The 19,429-nt window shown below is 64.7% G+C and carries 9 protein-coding genes and 1 riboswitch; of the genes, 5 read left to right on the forward strand and 4 right to left on the reverse strand.

Annotated features, from left to right (window positions below):
• Positions 1–5: 5 nt before the first annotated feature.
• The 4 genes from AC3A56_RS08460 to AC3A56_RS08475 form a co-directional block, all read right to left on the reverse strand.
• On the reverse strand, positions 6–221 hold the full coding sequence (locus AC3A56_RS08460; RefSeq protein WP_487770018.1) for a hypothetical protein: 216 nt from the start codon (positions 219–221) through the stop codon (positions 6–8).
• Entirely contained in the window at positions 218–643 is a 426-nt protein-coding gene (locus tag AC3A56_RS08465; RefSeq protein ID WP_056763103.1) for a VOC family protein, read from the reverse strand. The genes AC3A56_RS08460 and AC3A56_RS08465 overlap by 4 nt, the downstream gene beginning before the upstream one ends.
• Complete coding sequence (locus AC3A56_RS08470; RefSeq protein ID WP_487770019.1) at positions 640–1,119, reverse strand: helix-turn-helix domain-containing protein; 480 nt, start codon at positions 1,117–1,119, stop codon at positions 640–642. The genes AC3A56_RS08465 and AC3A56_RS08470 overlap by 4 nt, the downstream gene beginning before the upstream one ends.
• A 433-nt stretch (positions 1,120–1,552) precedes the next feature.
• Entirely contained in the window at positions 1,553–4,540 is a 2,988-nt protein-coding gene (locus tag AC3A56_RS08475; protein ID WP_487770020.1) for a TonB-dependent receptor, read from the reverse strand.
• A gap of 437 nt (positions 4,541–4,977) precedes the next feature.
• Positions 4,978–5,209: riboswitch (cobalamin riboswitch) on the forward strand.
• Positions 5,210–5,342: 133 nt separating this feature from the next.
• On the opposite strand from AC3A56_RS08475, the gene btuB reads away from it, so the two are divergent.
• The 5 genes from btuB to AC3A56_RS08500 all read left to right on the forward strand — a co-directional run bounded on the left by btuB (position 5,343) and on the right by AC3A56_RS08500 (position 19,324).
• Positions 5,343–7,193: a TonB-dependent vitamin B12 receptor gene (btuB, locus tag AC3A56_RS08480; protein WP_487770021.1), complete on the forward strand. Its 1,851-nt coding sequence runs from the start codon at positions 5,343–5,345 to the stop codon at positions 7,191–7,193.
• A gap of 221 nt (positions 7,194–7,414) precedes the next feature.
• Positions 7,415–10,585: an efflux RND transporter permease subunit gene (locus tag AC3A56_RS08485; RefSeq protein WP_487770022.1), complete on the forward strand. Its 3,171-nt coding sequence runs from the start codon at positions 7,415–7,417 to the stop codon at positions 10,583–10,585.
• Positions 10,586–10,729: 144 nt separating this feature from the next.
• On the forward strand, positions 10,730–13,897 hold the full coding sequence (locus AC3A56_RS08490) for an efflux RND transporter permease subunit (protein ID WP_487770023.1): 3,168 nt from the start codon (positions 10,730–10,732) through the stop codon (positions 13,895–13,897).
• 182 nt (positions 13,898–14,079) lie between these two features.
• Entirely contained in the window at positions 14,080–18,888 is a 4,809-nt protein-coding gene (locus AC3A56_RS08495; protein ID WP_487770024.1) for an RHS repeat domain-containing protein, read from the forward strand.
• Between the two features lies 1 nt (position 18,889).
• Positions 18,890–19,324: a DUF4265 domain-containing protein gene (locus AC3A56_RS08500; protein ID WP_487770037.1), complete on the forward strand. Its 435-nt coding sequence runs from the start codon at positions 18,890–18,892 to the stop codon at positions 19,322–19,324.
• Positions 19,325–19,429: the final 105 nt, after the last annotated feature.

Raw genomic sequence — 19,429 nt, forward strand, 5'->3', positions numbered from 1 at the left:
CGGCCTCACGCCTTGATACGCCGTCCCGCGACATACGGCAGCGCGAACAGGTACAGACCGCTGAACAACTGCAGGAACAGCGGTGGCAGCGGCGAGTAGGTCAGCCACGCCGGCGGTTCGTGCGGGCTCGTCCAGCGCCATGCGAAGTTCGCGATCACGGTCAGCGTGAACACGATCGACAGCCAGCGGTGGCTCTGCCGGATCCACTGGCTCGCGCTCACGACGCCCCCTGCGCAGACGCCTTCGCCTCGATCATCTTCCAGCCATTGCCCGAGGGGTCGCGAAAGCCCGCGTCGACGGTGCCATAGCGGCTGATCGGCTCCTGGGTGAATTCCACGCCGAGCGCCTGCAGCCGTTCGCAGGCTGCCCGGCAATCGTCCACCACCAGCACCAGCGGCGGCATCGCGCCCTTGGCCACCATTTCGCAGAGCGTCTGCGCGGTCGCCGCGTCGTGGATCGGCGGCCCCGGCCGGAACAGGCCGAGCTGGAACGAGGGCTGCTCCGGATGCCGCACGGTCAACCAGCGATAGTCGCCGTTGCGCGCATCGGCATGGACGACAAAGCCCAGCTTCCCGACATAGAACGCGAGCGCTTCATCCTGATCGCGGACATACAGTCCAGCTACATCGACACCTTGGGTCATGGTGGAACCTCCGTGGATTGGAGTGCCTTTTTACCGGTCACCGCACTGCGCCGCTTCTCCGAAACTGCGCTCTTGAGATCGGGCCGATGCGCGGCGCGCACGATGCACTCCGGGACGCGCCCGCGCCCATGCGGCATCGCCCGCTGGCGCGCGCGGAACTCCCCCGGGCTCTCGCCGGTGATGTCGCGGAAAATCCGCCCGAAGGTGCCAATGCTGTTCCAGCCGGTCTGCAGCGCGACCTCGGTGACCGGCAGGTCGGTATCACGCAGCAGCGCCGTGGCGCGCTCGATCCGGCGCGTGAGCAGATAACGATGCGGCGGCATGCCGAACGCATCCCGGAACGAGCGCGCAAAATGCGCCGCCGACACCGCGCTCACCTCCGCCAGCCGGCGCACCGGCCACTCCTCGTGGGGCGCCCCGTCCATCCGGTCCTTCGCCCGCAGCAAGCGCCGCAACAGTTCGGGACTCTGGCCCATGTGCCCTCGCCAATCTCGTGAACGCAGAGCCTACAACGCGGACCAGGTCTGGCAAGGTGGCGGGACCAGACCCTGGGCACGAATTGCGCAAGTCCTCATGTCGCGCCATGCCAGTTCCGTCGGCCGGCAGACATGGCGGCCGACTGCGAGATGGGCCAGCAGATCAGGCGCAATGCCGTTGCCGCGCTCCGCCGCATGGCGGAAGGGTACTCACGATGATGTGTCGATCTTCACCAGTCGAACCGCGAGTCCTTCCGCGAAAAAAAAACGGCGTGGTCGAGCGATGAAGATGGCCGTCCTCAACGGAAATATCCCGTCGACGCCATCGTTACCTTTTGTTCCAGGGTTTCCTTGATCCAAAAAAAAGCCGCCGGGGTTACCGGCGGCTCAACTCTGGGCAGTGTTGCCGGGGGTTGCCCCCCGGCATTGTTGATTACAGCGAGAAGTCGTAACGGACGCCCAGGCGAACAGTGCGCGGGGTCTGGTACGACAGCGTACGACCGTAGGACGGGTCGGTTTCGCCGTTGGACTGCGTTTCCACGATGGACACCGAACGCTGCTGGGTGAACACGTTGAACACGTCGGCGGTGAAGGCCAGCTTGTGGTCAGCCCATGCCGGGGTGTACTGCGCGCTCAGGTTCAGCTGGTACGTCCAGGGCAGACGGCCCTTCGAGCCGCGCGAACCCAGCACGGAATCGGCGTCGTTGCCGTTCACGTTGAAGTCGCAGTAGAAGAACGACGCGCCGTACTGCTGGCGATCCAGGTTACCCGGGGCATTGCCGAGGCAGTTCTTCGGACGACCGGAAGCCACCTGCAGGCTCGCACCAAACAGCCAGTCGGGGTTCATCTGCCAGAAGCCATAGGCCTTGATCTGGTGACGACGATCGTTGGGCAGGTAGCCGCGCGAACCGATCATCAGCTCCGGGAAGTCCCAGTCCTGCGTGACCGACGGGTCGGTCTGGCCGATATCGGACTTCAGCATGCCTTCGGAATCGCCGTAGTTCTTCGACCAGACGTAGTCCAGCTTGCCGTACCAGTTGTCGCTGAACTGATGGGTCAGGTACAGGTTCAACGACAGGTACTTGCGCTCCAGCTTCGGATAGCCGACGCCATTGCTGTTACCGGCAAAGTCAGCCTCGGTCAGCTTGAAGTCCTGGAACGTGCCATCACCCATGTCCACCGCGAAGGTGTTGCTGCCACCCGGATTGAACAGGTAGCAACCCGAGATCAGCGCATTCGAGATGTCGATGTTGTTACGCGCGGCATAGCTCTCGAACGGAGCGCTGTCGCACATGTCATCGATGATGCTCTTCAGGTTGCGGTAGGTCGCCTTGGCACCGAAGGTCCAGTCGGAACCCAGCGTCTTGTCGAAGCCCAGGATGTACTCGTCCTGGTAATAGGCTTTCAGGCCCTTCGCAGCAACGGTACGCGGATCCGGAGCGGTCACGCCGTCCGCACCATTGTTGTAGTACACGCCGGTGACCGGGGTTTCGCCGGTGGGCGCGCCGGTGACGGGATCAACGCCGGTGTAGGTGAAGTACTGGGTCGAGAACAGCGACGCGGAAGCACCGCGGATCGCCACGTTGGCAGGGATCGCCAGGTGGTAACGACCGGCATTGGCGTAGACCTTGAAGCTGGAGTCGCCGAACACGTCCCAAGTGACGCCAAGACGCGGGGCCAGCTGGTGGCGCTGGCTGACGTAGACCTGGCCCGAACCGTTGTAGTTGCTGAACTGTTCGTTACGCAGACCCAGGTAGGCCATCCAGCGGTCGTTGACCTGCCAGTGATCTTCGATGTACTGCGCCTGCTGCTTCACGCTGACGTTGGCGACGAAACCGATGATACGGTCACGCGTCACGTAGGCCGGCGGGGTAGCGGGCGGGTTGTAGCCCGGGAAGGTGTCCATGCCGCCGGCAACGGCCGCATCCCAGTCCAGGTAGCGGTGGTAGATGCCGCCGCTGTAGGTGGTACCGCTGAACGAGGACATGTCCTGGTTATCGACACCGGCGCGCAGGTTGTGGTCGCCGAGATGGTACTCGACGTCCAGACGCCAGCCCTTGGTGTCGTCCTTGGCGCCCGGTGCGAGCACCTGGGAAGCGCCCCAGCAGCTGTTGTACAGCTGCGAGGACGGCACGTCACGGGCGTCGACGACCAGCGGGCAGGCCGCACCGGAAACACCCAGCGAGGTATCCGCATGTTCGCTGTGGGTCTTGCCGTACAGGGCCGTCACGGTGAGGTTGTCGGTCAGGTAGCCGGTGTACTTGCCGATGTACAGGTTGCCACCAGGGGTCGAGCCGGCAGTGCCGAGGTTCTTCGTGGTCTCGGTGCCCGTGGCCGCGCCGGTTACACCGGTGTCGTAATCGTACTTGTAGAAGGTCGCGTCGGTGGTGTTGCTGTCACCCATCGCGGTGGCTTCGAGGGTGTTGCTGTCGTTGATGTTCCAGTTGATCTTGGCCAACCAGCGGGTCGACTTGCTGGTCTGGATGGTACGGGTGCTGCCCGCACCGGCGTTCGAGCCCAGACCCTTGGAACCATCAGCCTTGTTGGTCTCGCCCGTCACGTACATGAACAGCTTGTCCTTGATCAGCGGACCGCTGATGTAGGCGCCATACGTGGTCTGGTTGGTGATGTTGTCGCTACGATCCTGATAGAGCGAGTTCGCCTTGGTCGACGGGTTGTTCGGATAGTAGATATCGCGCGGGGAATCCTTCAGAGCGCGCGGCGACCAGACCGCCTGGGCGCCGAACTTCCATTCGTTCGTGCCGCTCTTGGTGACCAGGTTCACGACGCCGCCGGTGGAACGGCCGTACTCGGCACCGTAGCCGCCGGTGATGACCTGCTGCTGGTCGATCGCGTCGAACGGCAGTTCGGCGAAGCCGAGGCCGGTCAGGGAGTTGGTCACCGGGAAGCCGTTGACGTAATACTGGTTCTCGGCCGCGGAAGCGCCGCCGAACGAGGCCACGTTGCCGTAACGGGAGTCGGAAGCGACGGTGCCCGGCGCAAGCAGGGCCGCGGCGGTCACGCTGCGGGCGACCGGGATCTTCGAGAGCATCTCGGAGGTCAGCACCGTACGCGCGTCAACCTGGGACACGTCGATCGCCGGCAGTGCGGAGGCGACAACGGACACGCCTTCGAGCGTCTGGGCCTGGGCGGCGGCGGCAAAGGAAGCGTCCACGCCACCACCAACCTGCAGGGTCACGTTGCGCGACGAAACTTCGTGGCCATCCTGCATCAGGGTGACCTTGTAGTTGCCGATCGGCAACGACGAGGCGCGGTAACGGCCGGCCTGGTCGACCGCGATGTCGCGGCTGAAACCGGTGTCGGTGTTCTGGACGTGCACGGTGGAGCCGGGCGTGCCGGCACTACCGAAGATCGTGCCGGTGGCGTTGGACTGCGCCATGGCGACGCCGCCAAGGCTCATGCTCAGGGCAACCGCCAACGCGGTGTGGCGCCAGCGAAGCGAACGAACTTGGTTGTGATTACTCATTTTGAAGAATACTCCCCAGATTAAGGCCAAAAGGCCGAGTGACGTACATTCCATACGCCCGTCGAACAGCAAGTCGGATGCATGGTCGGCCGCCGATTTATTTATCGTCAGGCAGGCATGTCCATGCCGTCGCCTTGTCTCCATGACCTGTAACAACTTGCTTCCCGAACATAAATCGGCAGAAACACCCGCGTCAACAAAATTTTTATGAACTGGCCGGTAGTAGCAAGATTCTACTTCCAGTTCCGCACCTTTCTGCGTCAATGGGGCAATAGTACGCACATTGTCCCGTCCTGGGGAACAATCAAACCCCGTTCTTCGCTCTATTGTTAAGTGACAGTGTTTGCGTTGCCTCGGGGGACCCTTGCCGCTAAAGTGCGCTCCGTTAGGGTGCCCTGCAGGCTTTGTGCCCCAAGGGTGAAACGGGAAGCCGGTGCGTGGTGTGCGATCACACTGCAAGGCCGGCGCTGCCCCCGCAACGGTAAGCGAGATCCACGAGCGGCGAATGCCACTGTGCAAGGCACGGGAAGGCGTCGTTCGGGGCATGCGCATCACGGCATGCCGCTCGCCAGCCCGGAGACCGGCCCGAACGATTCCTGGTGGCTCGCGGTGGGCGAGGCCGAACCACGTGTCGGTCGTTCCTGCCTGCCCGTCGTTCCGTCTTGCTCCTGCGCGCTTCCGGCCCATGACATTGATGGCGGCGCGCGGGTGCGTCGCCTTGAGGAAACGAACCGACATGAAGAAGACCTTGCTGGCAGCGGCGCTGCTTGGCTGCACCCTGGCGGCGCACGCCGCCGACCAGAGCGAAGCGGCCCATCCGGGCGCTGTGGTGGTCACCGCCACGCGCACCGCGATCACCGTGGACGACGCGCTGTCTTCGGTCAGCGTGATCACCCGCGCCGACATCGAACGGCTGCAGCCGCTGTCGCTGGCGGACCTGTTGACCGGCCTGCCCGGGGTGAGCTTCGCCAACGCCGGCGGCTATGGCCAGCAGACCTCGCTGTTCCTGCGCGGCACCAATTCGGCGCACAGCCTGGTGCTGGTCGACGGCGTGCGGATCGGCGGCATCGGCAGCGGCCTGGCCGCGTTCGAGCAGATTCCGGTGGAACAGATCGAGCGGATCGAACTGGTGCGTGGCCCACGTTCCAGCCTGTACGGCGCCGACGCGATCGGCGGCGTGATCCAGATCTTCACCCGGCGCGGCTCGCAGGACGGTGCCCTGCGGCCCTCGTTCAGCGTGACCACCGGCAGCCAGAACCTGCTGCGTGGCCAGTTCGGCCTGTCCGGCGGCAGCGAGCATGCCTGGTACAACCTCGCGGTGGGCGCGCAGCACACCCGCGGCATCAACTCCTGCCGGGTCGGCGCCGGCACCGTGTTCGCCGGCTGCTACACCGACGAGCCCGACAACGATCCCTATCGCAACGAAAACCTGGTGGCCAATGGCGGCTACCGCTGGGACAACGGCGCCGAACTGCACGGCAGCTGGCTGCGCAGCCTGGGCGAGATCCACTTCGACGGCAGCTACCAGAACCGCAGCCGCACCGTGCAGCAGACCGCCGGTGCCGCCTTCAGTTTCAATCCGCTGCAGGCGTGGAAGACCACCTTGAGCGCGGGCCAGAACATCGACCGCTACGACAACTACGAGAACGAGAGCTTCGTCGGCTACATCTGGTCGAAGCGCAACCAGGCCTCGTGGCAGAACGACGTCAGCCTCGCCGACAACCAGCTGCTGACGCTGGGCGTGGACTGGCAGGGCGAGAAGATCGAGAGCGACACCGGCTTCCTGGCCACCCGCCGTCACGACACCGGCAGTTTTGTGCAGTACCAGGGCACGTTCGGCCGCAACGAAGTGCAGCTGTCCGCGCGGCGCGACCACAACAGCCAGTACGGCGACCACGACACCGGCGCGGCGGCCTGGGGCTATCGCTTCGATGGCGGGCTGAAGCTGTCGGCCAGCTATGGCAGCGCGTTCCACGCGCCGACCTTCAACGACCTGTATTACCCCTATGGTAGCGGCAACCCGGACCTGAAGCCGGAGAAGTCGCGCAGCGCCGAGCTGGGCCTGAGCCGGCAGCTGGGCTCGTGGAACTGGGCGGTGAACGCGTATCAGACCCGCATCGACCAGTTGATCGCGCTGGACAGCAACTACTTCCCGATGAACGTCAGCAAGGCGCGCATCCGCGGTGTCGAAGGCCAGCTGGGCGTGAACCTCGGTGGCTGGCAACTGCAGGGTTATGCCAGCTGGCTGCAGCCGCGCAACGACGACGGCGGCGTGAACGACGGCAGGGTGCTGCAGCGGCGTCCGGAACACACGGCGCGGATCGATCTGGATCGCCGCATCGGCGAGTGGGGCATCGGCGCCACCGTCAACGGCGCCGGGCGCGCCTTCGACGATGCGGCCAACCGTCATGCGCTTGGCGGCTACTCCACCACCGACCTGCGCGCGAGCTGGCACTTCGCGCCGGGCTGGCAGCTGGAGGCGCGCATCGCCAACGTGTTCGACCGCCAGTACGAAACGGTCTGGTACTACAACCAGCCCGGGCGCAGCGGCTTCCTGACCCTGCGCTACAGCCCCGCGACACGCTGAGTCGGCCGGCGAAGTTCGAGCCGGCAGGGAAGCCGGCGCTTCGGCGCCATCGACGGAACGGAGGCGGAACGAACGAGGATGTTCGCGTCTTTGCGGTGTGCATTGCCGGCGCCGGTACGCCATAGCAATCGGTTCTCGCCGACCGCCTTGCTCCGCCTGGGCCACCGCGGTTGTCGATCGGCAGCGCGCTCCCGTTATGCTTGCGCATCAGGGAGGGCCATTTGAATATTTTCGCACCGTTGATCCGCCGCCCCGTCGGCACCTCGTTGCTCGCCATCGGGTTGATGCTGGCCGGCTTGTGGGCGTACCTGTTGCTGGGCGTGGCCGCGTTTCCGTCGATCGAGTTTCCCGGCGTGGCGGTCTTCGCCCAGATGCCCGGCGCCAGCGCGCAGACCATGGCGTCGACCGTGGTGGCGCCGCTGGAGCGTCACCTGGGCCGCATCCCCGGGGTCAAGCAGATGTTCTCCAGCGCCAGCGAAGGCGGCGCCCAGATCCAGGTGCTGTTCGACTTCGGCCGCACCACCGATGCCGCGGCGCGCGACGTGCAGGCGGCGATCAACGCCGCGGCCGCCGACCTGCCGCCCGGCTTGCCCAGTCCGCCGGGCTTCTTCAAGTTCGACACTTCCCAGGTGCCGGTGCTGCTGGTCTCGCTGACCTCGACCAGCCTGCCGCCCGACCGCCTGTTCGACCTCACCGACACCTTGCTGAAGCCGGCGGTGGCGCAGATACCGGGCGTGGCCCAGGTGCAGGTCAGCGGCGGAACGCCCCATGCCGTGCGCATCGCGCTGAACGCCTCGTCGCTGGCGGTCAAGGGGCTGACCACCAACGACGTCGCCAACGCCTTGCGCGCGGCCAACGTCACCTCGCCCCAGGGCATGCTGAGCAATGGCGTCACCCGCATGACGGTGACCGCCAACGACGCGCTGCACACCCCGCAGGACTTTGCCTCGCTGATCATCTCCAGCCGCAACGGCGTGCCGGTGCGGCTGTCCGACGTGGCCACGATCAGCAGCGGCCAGCAGGACCAGTACACCGCGGCGTGGTTCAACGGCACCCGCGCGGTGACCATGCAGATCAGCAAGCGGCCGGAAGCGAACGCGGTGGCCACCGTCACCGCGATCCGCGCGCAGTTGCCCGTGCTGCGCAACCTGCTGCCGGCCGACGTGACGATCACCCCGATCTTCGACCTCACCCCGACCACCGAATCGGCGCTGCACGAGGTCGAGGTGGCCCTGCTGATGAGCATCGTGATGGTGGCGCTGGTGATGCTGGTGTTCCTGCGCCGGCTGCGGCCCACCCTGATCGCGATGCTCAGCGTGCCGCTGTCGCTGGCCGGCGCGCTGGTGGTGATGTGGATGATGGGCTTCACCCTGAACATCTTCTCGCTGGTGGCGCTGGTGCTGTGCGTCGGCTTCGTGGTCGACGACGCGATCGTGGTGATCGAGAACATCGTGCGCCACATCGAGCGCGGCATGGCGCCGCTGCAGGCGGCGCTGACCGGCGTGCGCGAGATCGGCTTCACCGTCATTTCGATCACCCTGTCGCTGGTGGCGGTGTTCGGACCGATGGTGTTCGGCAACAACATCTTCACCGTGCTGATGCGCGAATTCGCGGTGACCCTGGTGGCGACCATCGTGATCTCCGCGGTGGTCTCGCTGACGCTGACCCCGGCGCTGTGCGGCCGCAGCCTGCTGCAGGAGCGGCCCGAAGAGCACGCGCCGGGCCGGCTGGAACGATGGGCCGAACGTTTCGACCGCTGGATGCTCGGCGTCTACGAGCGCGCGCTGGACTGGGCCATGCACCACCGCCGGGTGATGCGCTGGCAGCCGCCGATCCTGCTGGTGCTGACCGTGGTGCTGGCGATCGCCGTCGGCATCACCGCCGGCGGCGGGCTGATGCCGAAGGAAGACACCGGCCTGTTGCGGGCGCGGATCAGCGCGGCGGCGAACATCTCGCCCGCCGAGCTGGCCAGCCGCACGCGGGCGATGGCGGCGATCATCCAGGCCGATCCGGCCGTGCTGGACGTCTCGACCATCCTGGGCGGCGGCAACAGCGGCGGCGCGGTCGGCAACCACTCGGTCCTGTTCGTCGACCTCAAGCCGGTGGGCGAGCGCAACGTCAGCGGGCAGCAGGTGGTCGACCGTCTGGCCGTCCACTTCAAGAACGTCAGCGACCTCGACGTGTCGCTGTCCGCCGTGCAGTTCTTCGGCGGCGGTGGCGGCGGCGGTGGGGATGGCGGCGTCGGTCAGTATTCGTTCCAGCTCAACAGCACCGACGGCACGCCGCTGCAGGAGCCCACCCTGCGACTGGCGCGGGTGATGCGCGGGATGACGCAGTTCAAGGATGTCAGCAGCAGCTTCGATGGCATCGGCAAGCAGCAGATGGTGCAGGTCGACCGCGATGCCGCCGCGCGGCTGCAGGTGGGCATGGGCCAGATCGACTCGGCGCTGTACAACGCGTTCGGCCAGAACCAGGTGTCCATCATCTATTCGGACATCAACCAGTACCGGGTCGTGCTCACCGCCGACCAGGCCGGCGAGCTGAGCCCGCAGGCCCTGCTGGGCGTCTACGTGCGCAACAGCCAGGGAAAAATGATTCCGCTGTCCGCGCTGGCGAAGATCGAGCCGCACCTGGCGCCGGTCACGGTCAGCCACTTCGACCAGCTGGAGTCCGCCTCGATCAGCTACAACCTGGGCAAGGGCATCAGCCAGGCCGACGGCCTGAAACTGGTCGACCAGGCGATCTTCGCCGCCCAGCTGCCGCCCGGCGTGCAGAAGAAGTACACCGGCGACAACCAGAACCTGCTGGACGCCCTGAACAACGCGCTGCTGATGCTGCTGGCGGTGATCCTGGTGATGTACGTGGTGCTGGGTGTGCTGTATGAAAGCCTGATCCATCCGCTGACCATCCTGTCCACCCTGCCGGCGGCGGGCATGGGCGCCTTCCTGGCCATGCTGGTCACCCACACCCAGCTGACCCTGATGTCGATCATCGCGGTGCTGATGCTGATCGGCATCGTCAAGAAGAACGCGATCCTGATGGTCGATTTCGCCCTGGTCGCCGAACGCGAGCGCGGGCTGTCGCCGCCTGCGGCGATCCGCGAGGCGGCGCTGGTGCGCTTCCGCCCGATCACCATGACCACCCTGGTGGCGATGGGCGCGGCGCTGCCGCTGGCGATCGGCTTCGGCTACGGCTCGGAGCTGCGCCAGCCGCTGGGCATCGCCATCCTCGGCGGCCTGCTGGTGTCGCAGCTGCTGACCCTGCTGAGCACGCCGGCAATCTACCTGTGGCAGCACGACCGGCGCGAGCGCAAGGCGGCGCGGCAGAAGCTGCGCGCCGAAATCCGGCGCCAGCGGGCGCTGCAGCAGCAGATGCCGGCCCTGCCACGATGATCCCCGCTACCCCTGCCTTCCGGCAGGGTGTGGACTTCAGGCACATTCGCCGCGCCCCCCGGGCGGGCATAAAGCCCGCATGAACGGAACTCTCCCCTTGCACCTGTCCACCTTGTGTCGTCGCCGCCTGCGGATGCCGGCGCGATGAATGTCTTTGCGCCACTGATCCGCCGCCCGGTCGGCACCTCGCTGCTGGCCATCGGCCTGATGCTGGCCGGCCTGTGGGCCTACCTGCTGCTCGGCGTGGCCGCGCTGCCGTCGCTGGACTTCCCCGGCGTCTACGTGGTGGCCAACCAGCCCGGCGCCAGCGCCCAGACCATGGCCAACACCGTGCTGGCGCCGCTGGAGCGGCACCTGGGGCGGATTCCCGGCATCGACGAGATGTACGGCAACGCCAGTGAGGGCTCGGCCTCGGTGATGGTGCGCTTCACCATGGACCGCACCGCCGACAGCGCCGCCCGCGACGTGCAGGCGGCGATCAACGCCGCCTCGGTCGACCTGCCCAGCGGGATGCCTTCGCCGCCGCAGTATTTCAAGTTCGACACCTCGCAGATCCCGATTCTGTTCATCACGCTGACCTCCAGCGGGATGCCGCAGGACCAGCTGTTCGACCTGGCCGACACCTTGCTGAAACCCGCGGTGGCGCAGATCGATGGCGTGGCCCAGGTGCAGGTGTTCGGCGGCACCCCGCATGCGGTGCGGATCGAGCTGGACACCGCCGCGCTGGCGGCCAAGAACCTCACCGCCAACGACGTGGCCAACGCGCTGCGCGCAGCCAACGTCACCTCGCCGCAGGGCATGCTCAGCGACGGCCGCACCCGGATGACGGTCAGCGCCACCGACGGCCTGCAGTCTCCGGCCGAGTTCGCCCACCTGCTGATCTCGGTGAAGAACGGCACGCCGGTGCGGCTGTCCGACGTGGCGAAGGTGTACAGCGGCCAGCAGGACGAATACCAGGCCGCCTGGTTCAACGACCGGCACACCGTGGGCCTGCAGATCAGCAAGCGGCCGGAAGCGAACGCGGTGGCCACGGTGGAGGCGATCCGCGCCCGCCTGCCGCAGCTGCGCGCGTCGCTGCCCTCGAACATCGAGATGTCGCCGGTGTTCGACCTCACCCAGACCACCAAGTCGGCGCTGCACGAGGTGCAGGTGGCGCTGCTGATCTCGATCGTGATGGTGGTGCTGGTGATGCTGCTGTTCCTGCGCCGGCTGCGGCCGACCCTGATCGCTACGCTCAGCGTGCCGCTGTCGCTGGCCGGCGCCTTCGTGGTGATGTGGACGCTGGGCTACACGCTGAACACCTTGTCGCTGGTGGCGCTGGTGCTGTGCATCGGCTTCGTGGTGGACGACGCGATCGTGGTGATCGAGAACATCGTGCGCCACATGGAACGGGGCGAGCCGCCGATGGCGGCGGCGCTGACCGGCGTGCGCGAGATCGGCTTCACGGTGATCTCGATCACCCTGTCGCTGGTGGCGGTGTTCGCGCCGCTGCTGTTCGGCAACAACATGCTGGTGATGCTGCTGCGCGAGTTCTCGGTGACGCTGACCGCGGCGGTGGTGATCTCGGCGCTGGTCTCGCTGACCCTGACGCCGGCCCTGTGCGCGTGGATGCTGGAACACGAACCGGCGACCCGCAAGCTGCCGGGCCGGATCGAACGGGCGGTGGAGAGCTTCGATCGCCGCTTGTCGCGGGCCTATGAAAGCGCGCTGGACTGGGCGATGCACCATCGCCGCATCATGCGCTGGCAGCCGCTGCTGCTGCTGTTCCTCACCTTCGCGCTGGGTTTCGCGGTGGCCAAGACCGCCGGCGGCACCTTCATGCCCGACGAGGACACCGGCCAGCTGCAGGTCGACGTCAACGCCGATGCCAACATCTCGCCGGCGCAGATGACCGAGCGCACGCTGGCGGTGGCGAAGATCATGCAGGCCGACCCGGCCGTGCTCGACCAGCTGACCATGCTGGGCGGCAACAACGCCGGCGGCGCGGTGGGCAACAGCGCGCAGATGTTCGTCGACCTGAAGCCCCGCGGCCACGGCCCCGGCCAGCGCGAGGAAGGCATCAAGCAGGTGGTCGAGCGGCTGTCGAAGCAGTACGACCAGCTGGCCGGCGTGAAAGTCTCGGTCAGCGCGGCGCAGTTCCTGGGCGGCGGTGGCAGCGGCGACGGCGGCGGCCAGTACGAATTCCAGCTGGTCAGCAACAACGGCGAAGACCTGCAGCCATGGGTGCTGAAGATGGTGCGGCAGATGCGCACCATCAAGGAATTCCGCGACGTCGGCAGCAACTTCGACCAGGTCGGCAAGCAGCAGCTGCTGAAGATCGACCGCGAGGCGGCGGCGCGCCTGCACGTGGGCGTGGGCACGATCGACTCGGCGCTGTACAACTCGTTCGGCCAGCGCCAGGTCTCGCAGATCTATTCCGACATCAACCAGTACGCGGTGGTGCTCAGCGCCGCCGCGGCGCAGACGGTGAGCCCGGAGTCGCTGCTGAACATCCGCGTGCGCAACGAGCAGGGCCTGATGATCCCGCTGTCCGCGCTGGCCACCATCGCGCCGAACATCGCCCCGCTGCGGGTGCGCCATCACAACCAGCTGGAAGCGTCCACCATCACCTACAACCTGGCCAAGGACGTGCCGCAGGACCGCGGCGTGAAACTGGTCGAGCAGGCCGCCTTCGCGGTGGGCCTGCCGAACGGCATGAAGGTCGAGTACACCGGCGCCAACGAGCGCCTGCAGAAGTTCCAATCCAACGGCATGGTGCTGCTGTTCGGCTCGATCCTAGCGATGTACATCGTGCTGGGCATTCTCTACGAAAGCCTCGGCCACCCGCTGACCATCCTGTCCACCTTGCCCGCCGCGGGCGCCGGTGCGTTCCTCGCGATGCTGGTGACCCAGACGCAGATCTCGATGATGGCGATCATCGCGATCCTGATGCTCATAGGCATCGTCAAGAAAAACGCGATCCTGATGGTCGACTTCGCCCTCGTCGCCGAACGCGAACGCGGCCTGTCCGCGCCCGAGGCGATCCGCGAAGCGGCACTGGTGCGCTTCCGCCCGATCACCATGACCACCCTGGTCGCGATGGGCGCCGCGCTGCCGCTGGCGATCGGCTTCGGCATCGGCTCGGAAATGCGCCAGCCACTGGGCATCGCCATCGTCGGCGGCCTGCTGGTGTCACAGCTGCTGACCTTGCTGAGCACCCCGGCGATCTACCTGTGGAACCACGACCGCAAGATCCGCAAGGCAGCGCGCAAGGCGCGCCGGGCGGAGAAGAAGCGGTTGAAGGCGCTGGGCAAGGTGCAGGTTGCAGGCTGAGACCGCGCATGTCTTGACCACTCGGAAGGCCGAGTCCCTGCGTGCATTCCGGCTCTGAAGCATGCCGCATGCTGCGGACTGAACTGCGCTTGTCGCAAGAACTTGCTCGTTGACACGGCGCCGCGACGAGGCGGAGTCTTTCCACGAGCCCGAGCATCAAGCCGGGCACAGGGGAAAACTCGATGCGTATCTTCCGGCAAGGGATCTGCCTGTGGGCAGTCGTGCTGCTTTTGTTGGCCAGCGTGGCCCACGCCCAAACGGCAGTGACGCCGGAGGACGAGTTCAAGCAGAAGATCCGGGTGTCGCAGGACATCCAGCCGCTGGGCGACAAGCCGTTCGGCGAGAACATCAACCTCTACAACGGCAGCGTGTCGTTCACGCAAACCGATGTCGATGCACCGGGCAATGGGCCTGACTTGCTGCTGACGCGCACCTATTCACCCGCCGATCTGCCGGCGACACAGTATTTCGTCGGCATCGAAACCAGTGCGCTCACCGACTGGACGCTCAACGTGCCGCGGATCGAGACCTTGTCGGCGCGCGATCTCACGTCAAGCGGGCAATGGTTCTTCCTCGACAACACGCAGCGCTGCACCAATTTCCACGCGGCACCCGACATCACGGTGCAGCAAACCCCCAGTTCCACGCCAACGGAATACGAGCCGGGTGATTGGTGGCACGGCTACCAGATGATCACCGCCGACGGCACCAGCCAGGACCTGCTCAAGCGCGATGCCGCCAACACCTTGTCGCCCACGATGAGCGGCAAGACGTTTCCGATCGTCACCAAGCAGCAGTGGATGATCAGTTGCCTGGCGCAAACCTCCAACGGCCAGCCGGGCGAAGCCTTTCTTGCGGTGGCGCCGGACGGCACCCGCTACTGGTTCGACTGGCTCGCCTACAAGCAGGCGCCCTCCATCATCCAGAAAGCGGGCGCGGCGCTGCAGCGCCGGGTCGCGATGATGCTGGCCTCACACATCGAGGACCGCTTCGGCAACAGCCTCACCTACACCTACGACGCGCTGGGCAACCCCACCCGCATCGAGGCCAGTGATGGTCGTGTGCTGACGCTGGCCTACCAGACATGGACGACGGGCGGCTCCATCACGGGTTCCCGATTGACGTCGGCGACGCTGCAACCCACCAGCGGTACGCCGCGTACCTGGACGTATTCGTACGTTGTTCCCAATGACACGCCGGTGCTGAGCCAAGTGCAGTTGCCGGATGGCACGTCCTGGGGGTTCGATTTCCCGGTGATGACCACCTACGCCAGCGAACTGTTCGATTACGTGAGCGGATGCCAGACGATCGTGAAGCGGGTGGGCGACAGTCGCGATTTCGTCGTCCGTCATCCCTCCGGATTGCAGGGCACCTTTACCCTGACCAATCTGGTGCGCGGACGCTCTGACGTACCGGGGACGTGCAGCAAGGCCAATCCGAATCACTGGAAGACCTTGAGTCCGGATGCCTACTCGGTCCGTGCGGTGACCCAGAAGGTGCTGTCGGGCGCCGGGCTGACCAATCAGACCTGGAACTTTGCCTACTCCCCCGCCAACGAAAGCGCCATCGAGGATTGCACCAGCGGTTGCGCCTCGACCGTGTGGACTGACGTCACCGATCCGGAAGGTCACGCCACCCGGCATACCTTCAGCAATCGCTTCGACGCTTCGGAAAGCCTGTTGCTGCGGACCGACTACTACGCGGGAGCGATCGGTTCGACGCTCTTGCGCAATGAGGCCAATAGCTATGCCGCTCCCAATGCGGGAGCCTGGCCCAGCGTGTACGGCTCGACCCAGCAGATGTATCTGAATGCGGCGCAGACCGAACAGCTGTCGCCACTCAAACAGCGCGTGATCACCCAGGACGGTGACACCTACACCTGGCAGGCCGAGACATTCAACGCCTATGCACAGGTCACCAAGGCCAAGCGCTTCAATTCGATCACAGGCCAGCTTCCGATGGGGGAGGCCACCGCCTATCGCAACGACGCCAACCTGTGGGTGCTGGGCCTGCCGTTGACGGTGACCAACGTTGCGACAGGCGAAGTCGAATCGGCCAATACCTACGATCCCGGCAACGATACGCTGCTGACGCGCGCCCGTTTCGGGCAGGCGTTGATGAGCTACACCTTCAATACCGCTGGCCAGCTGAGCAGCTTCACCGACGGCAATAACCACACCACCACTTTAGGCAACTACAAGCGCAGCATCCCGCAGTCCATCGGCTATCCGGACGGCACCAGCGAAAGCCTGGCCGTCGACGACTTCGGCCAGATCACCAGCATCACCGACCAGGCTGCCCACACCACCAGCTACACCTACGATCCGGTGGGACGCGTCACCCAGGTCACCTATCCGGCCGGCGACGAGGTGGCGTGGTACCCCACGCACTTCGCCTACACCTTCGTGACCAGCGCCGAACGCGGTATCGCCGCCAACCATTGGCGGCGCACCGTCACCACCGGCAATGCTTCCACCGTCACCTACTTCGACGCGATGCTGCGCCCGTTGCTCAGCGACACCTCGATCATCGGCACGGGCGGCTCGGATACCAGCACGGCCAACGGCTATGACGCCAAAGGGCAGACGATCTTCAGTTCGTACCCGGTGGCCGGCACCCCGGCACTGTCGGCAATCACCAGCGGTACGCACCACAGCTACGACGCCCTGGGCCGCCCCACGCAGAGCATCCAGGATTCCGAACTCGGCCCGTTGACCAGCCTGACCGCCTACCTGTCCGGTGCGCGCCGCCAGGTCACCGACCCCAAGGGCAATGTCACCACCACCAGCTACCAGGTGTTCGACCAGCCCGGTGGCGACGCCGTCATCAAGGTACTGGCGCCGCAGGGCATCACCCAGACCATCGCTCGCGACCTTTACGGCAACCCGCTGTCGATCACCCAGTCCGGCCTGTACGGCACCGAGCAGGACAGCCTCACCAAATATCTCTACTACGACATCTACCACCGCTTGTGCCGCAGCACCGAGCCGGAAAGCGGCAGCACCGTGATGCATTACGACGCGGCCAACAACCTGGACTGGAGCGCCACGGGCCTGGACATCACTGGCAGCGCGTGCAGCCAGGATCAGGTGGCCGCGGGTGCAAAAACCGCTCGTACCTACGATGCGATGAACCGGGTGCTGACGATCACGCCGCCGACGGGAACGCAGGGCACGACGTACACGTACGACACCCGAGGCCACGTCGCCAGCGCCAGTTCGGGCATCAGTCTGTGGTGGGCCAACTACGACACCCGTGGAAACATCACCGGCGAGGCCCTGTGGGTGAATGGCCAGAACGCCTGGGGCATCGGCTACTCCCACGATGCCTATAACCATCTATCGGCCATCGGCTATCCGGGCAGTCCCGCCGAAGGCGTCGCCTACGCGCCCGATGCACTGGGCCGGGCTACCCAGGCAGGTAGTTACGCCAGCGGCGTGCACTACTTTCCCGACGGCAGCGAACAGGGCCATCTGTTGGGCAACGGTATCAGCGCCCTGATCCAGAAAAACACGCGCTTGCTGCCGTCGGGCCTCAGTTATGCCCTCGGCGGTACGCAGCGCCTGAATGAGGCTTACCTCTACGACAAGGACGCCAACCTCACCAGCGTCACGGATCTGGTCAACGGCCAGAACAACCAGACCCTCGTCTACGACGGGCTGAACCGCCTGATCTCGGCGATCGCGCCGAATGCGTGGGGTACGCAGTCCTACGCCTACGACGCCCTCAACAACCTGCGCCAGAACGTCAACATCGGCTTTCCGATCAACATGCACGTGGACGCCAACAACCGCCTGACTAGCGTGACGTTCGGCACCACTCCGTTCACCACCTACCAGAACGACACCCGCGGCAATCGCACCGCGATGACCTACAACGGCGTCACCACCCAGTACAGCTTCGACGCGAAGAACCAGCTGCTGGCGGTGCCGGGCGTGGCCAGTTACGCCTACGACGCGGCGGGGCGGCGGATCATGAAGACGCCAGCCGTGGGCGGCGCCGCGGCAGCCATCTACAGCTTCTACAACCAGGCCGGTCAGTTGATGTTCGGCTACGACGCGGCCACCGGTCAGGGCACCAACTACATCTACCTCAACGGCAAGCTGATCGCGCGGCACAAGGGCAGCACCGTCACCTACCTGCTGGCCGACCGGCTGGGCAGCCCGGTGCGCGAAGCCGATGCCAGCGGCAATGTCACGGCGAGCTTCAGCTACCTGCCATACGGAGGCCTCTCCAGCGGGCCGAACCAGAGCCAGCCGGGGTTTACCGGGCATGTGAATGATCCGGAGACGGCGTTCGTTTATATGCAGGCGAGGTATTACGATGCGGGGACGGGGCATATGCTCAGCGTCGATCCGGTGGGCGCGAGACCGGGTGACATCTACAGCTTCAATCGATATGCGTATGTGGACAACAACCCAATCAATCATACTGATCCGAGCGGTAAATGTGTTGAGGATCTATGTATTGGTGAAGCGATCTTGGTTTATGAAGGAGTCGAGGCTTTAGTTGCTGCGGCTGAAGTGTCTGAAGCCGCAGCGACGGTGGGTGAAGTTGCCGGCGCTACCGCTGAAACGGTGGGCGCTGAAAGTACAGCTGCGGTGGAGGGGGTGGAGAGTGAATCAGCAGTCGCAAGGACAACTGCAAGAGTAAACTCGGATGGCAAGACATTTACTGATGCCACTGGTCGTATTCGTCAAGGATCTTCCAATGGGCCGGGACAGGGCAAGCGGATTGCACGATCGGTAAGGGATGCCGAGAGAGAGGCCTCCGGCGACAGATGTATTTATTGTGGAAGAGAGACGACTAATGAACCGGGTCAGCCAAATTCGTCACAAGGTGACCATATACAACCACGAGCAGGGGACAAGGCTGGAGGGCCTCGTGGCGATAACTCTTCGGGGAACACTGGAAATTCTTGCGCAACTTGCAATCCTTCAAAAAGTAATCACCCTGTCTTGAAGTGGATTCGCGATACCTTTGGTGGATAATATGATTAAGGTAAGGATAAACATCGACGATTCATCATTCTGGGGGGTGAATTCTGAGCTCTTATGGGCTTCTGAGTCTGGAAAAAATTATATTTTGGAGAACTCGCCCATATACGCCTATGGATATAGTTACAAAGATATCGTTTCGGCAGAAAAAGTTGGTGTAGATTTAGTGGTTACCGGATTGATTGCAGTTGGTGGTCATTCAACATATAGGATTTTGCTCAACGAAAACTTTGATCCTGAAAAATGGAAATTTTATTGGACACCTCTTCAGGATTTGGGGTGCACTTATGAAAGTGACAAATATTCAAAGATATACTCCGTCGATGTAAGCCCAAAATCCGACATTTGCTCTGTTTACAAATTGCTCGAACGTGCTGAGCACGACGGGTTTTGGCAATTTGAAGAAGGCCACTGCGGGCATGTTTTGTGAGGGCAAAAGGGGTCAGAGTGAGATGGTCTGAATCGCCCCGGGTTTCGTGGAGGCTGTTTGGTTTAAGTCAGGCCTCCACTGCGGTGGCCTGACTGGCGAGTTGCC

The organism is Rhodanobacter sp. Soil_C_14, from assembly GCF_057657335.1.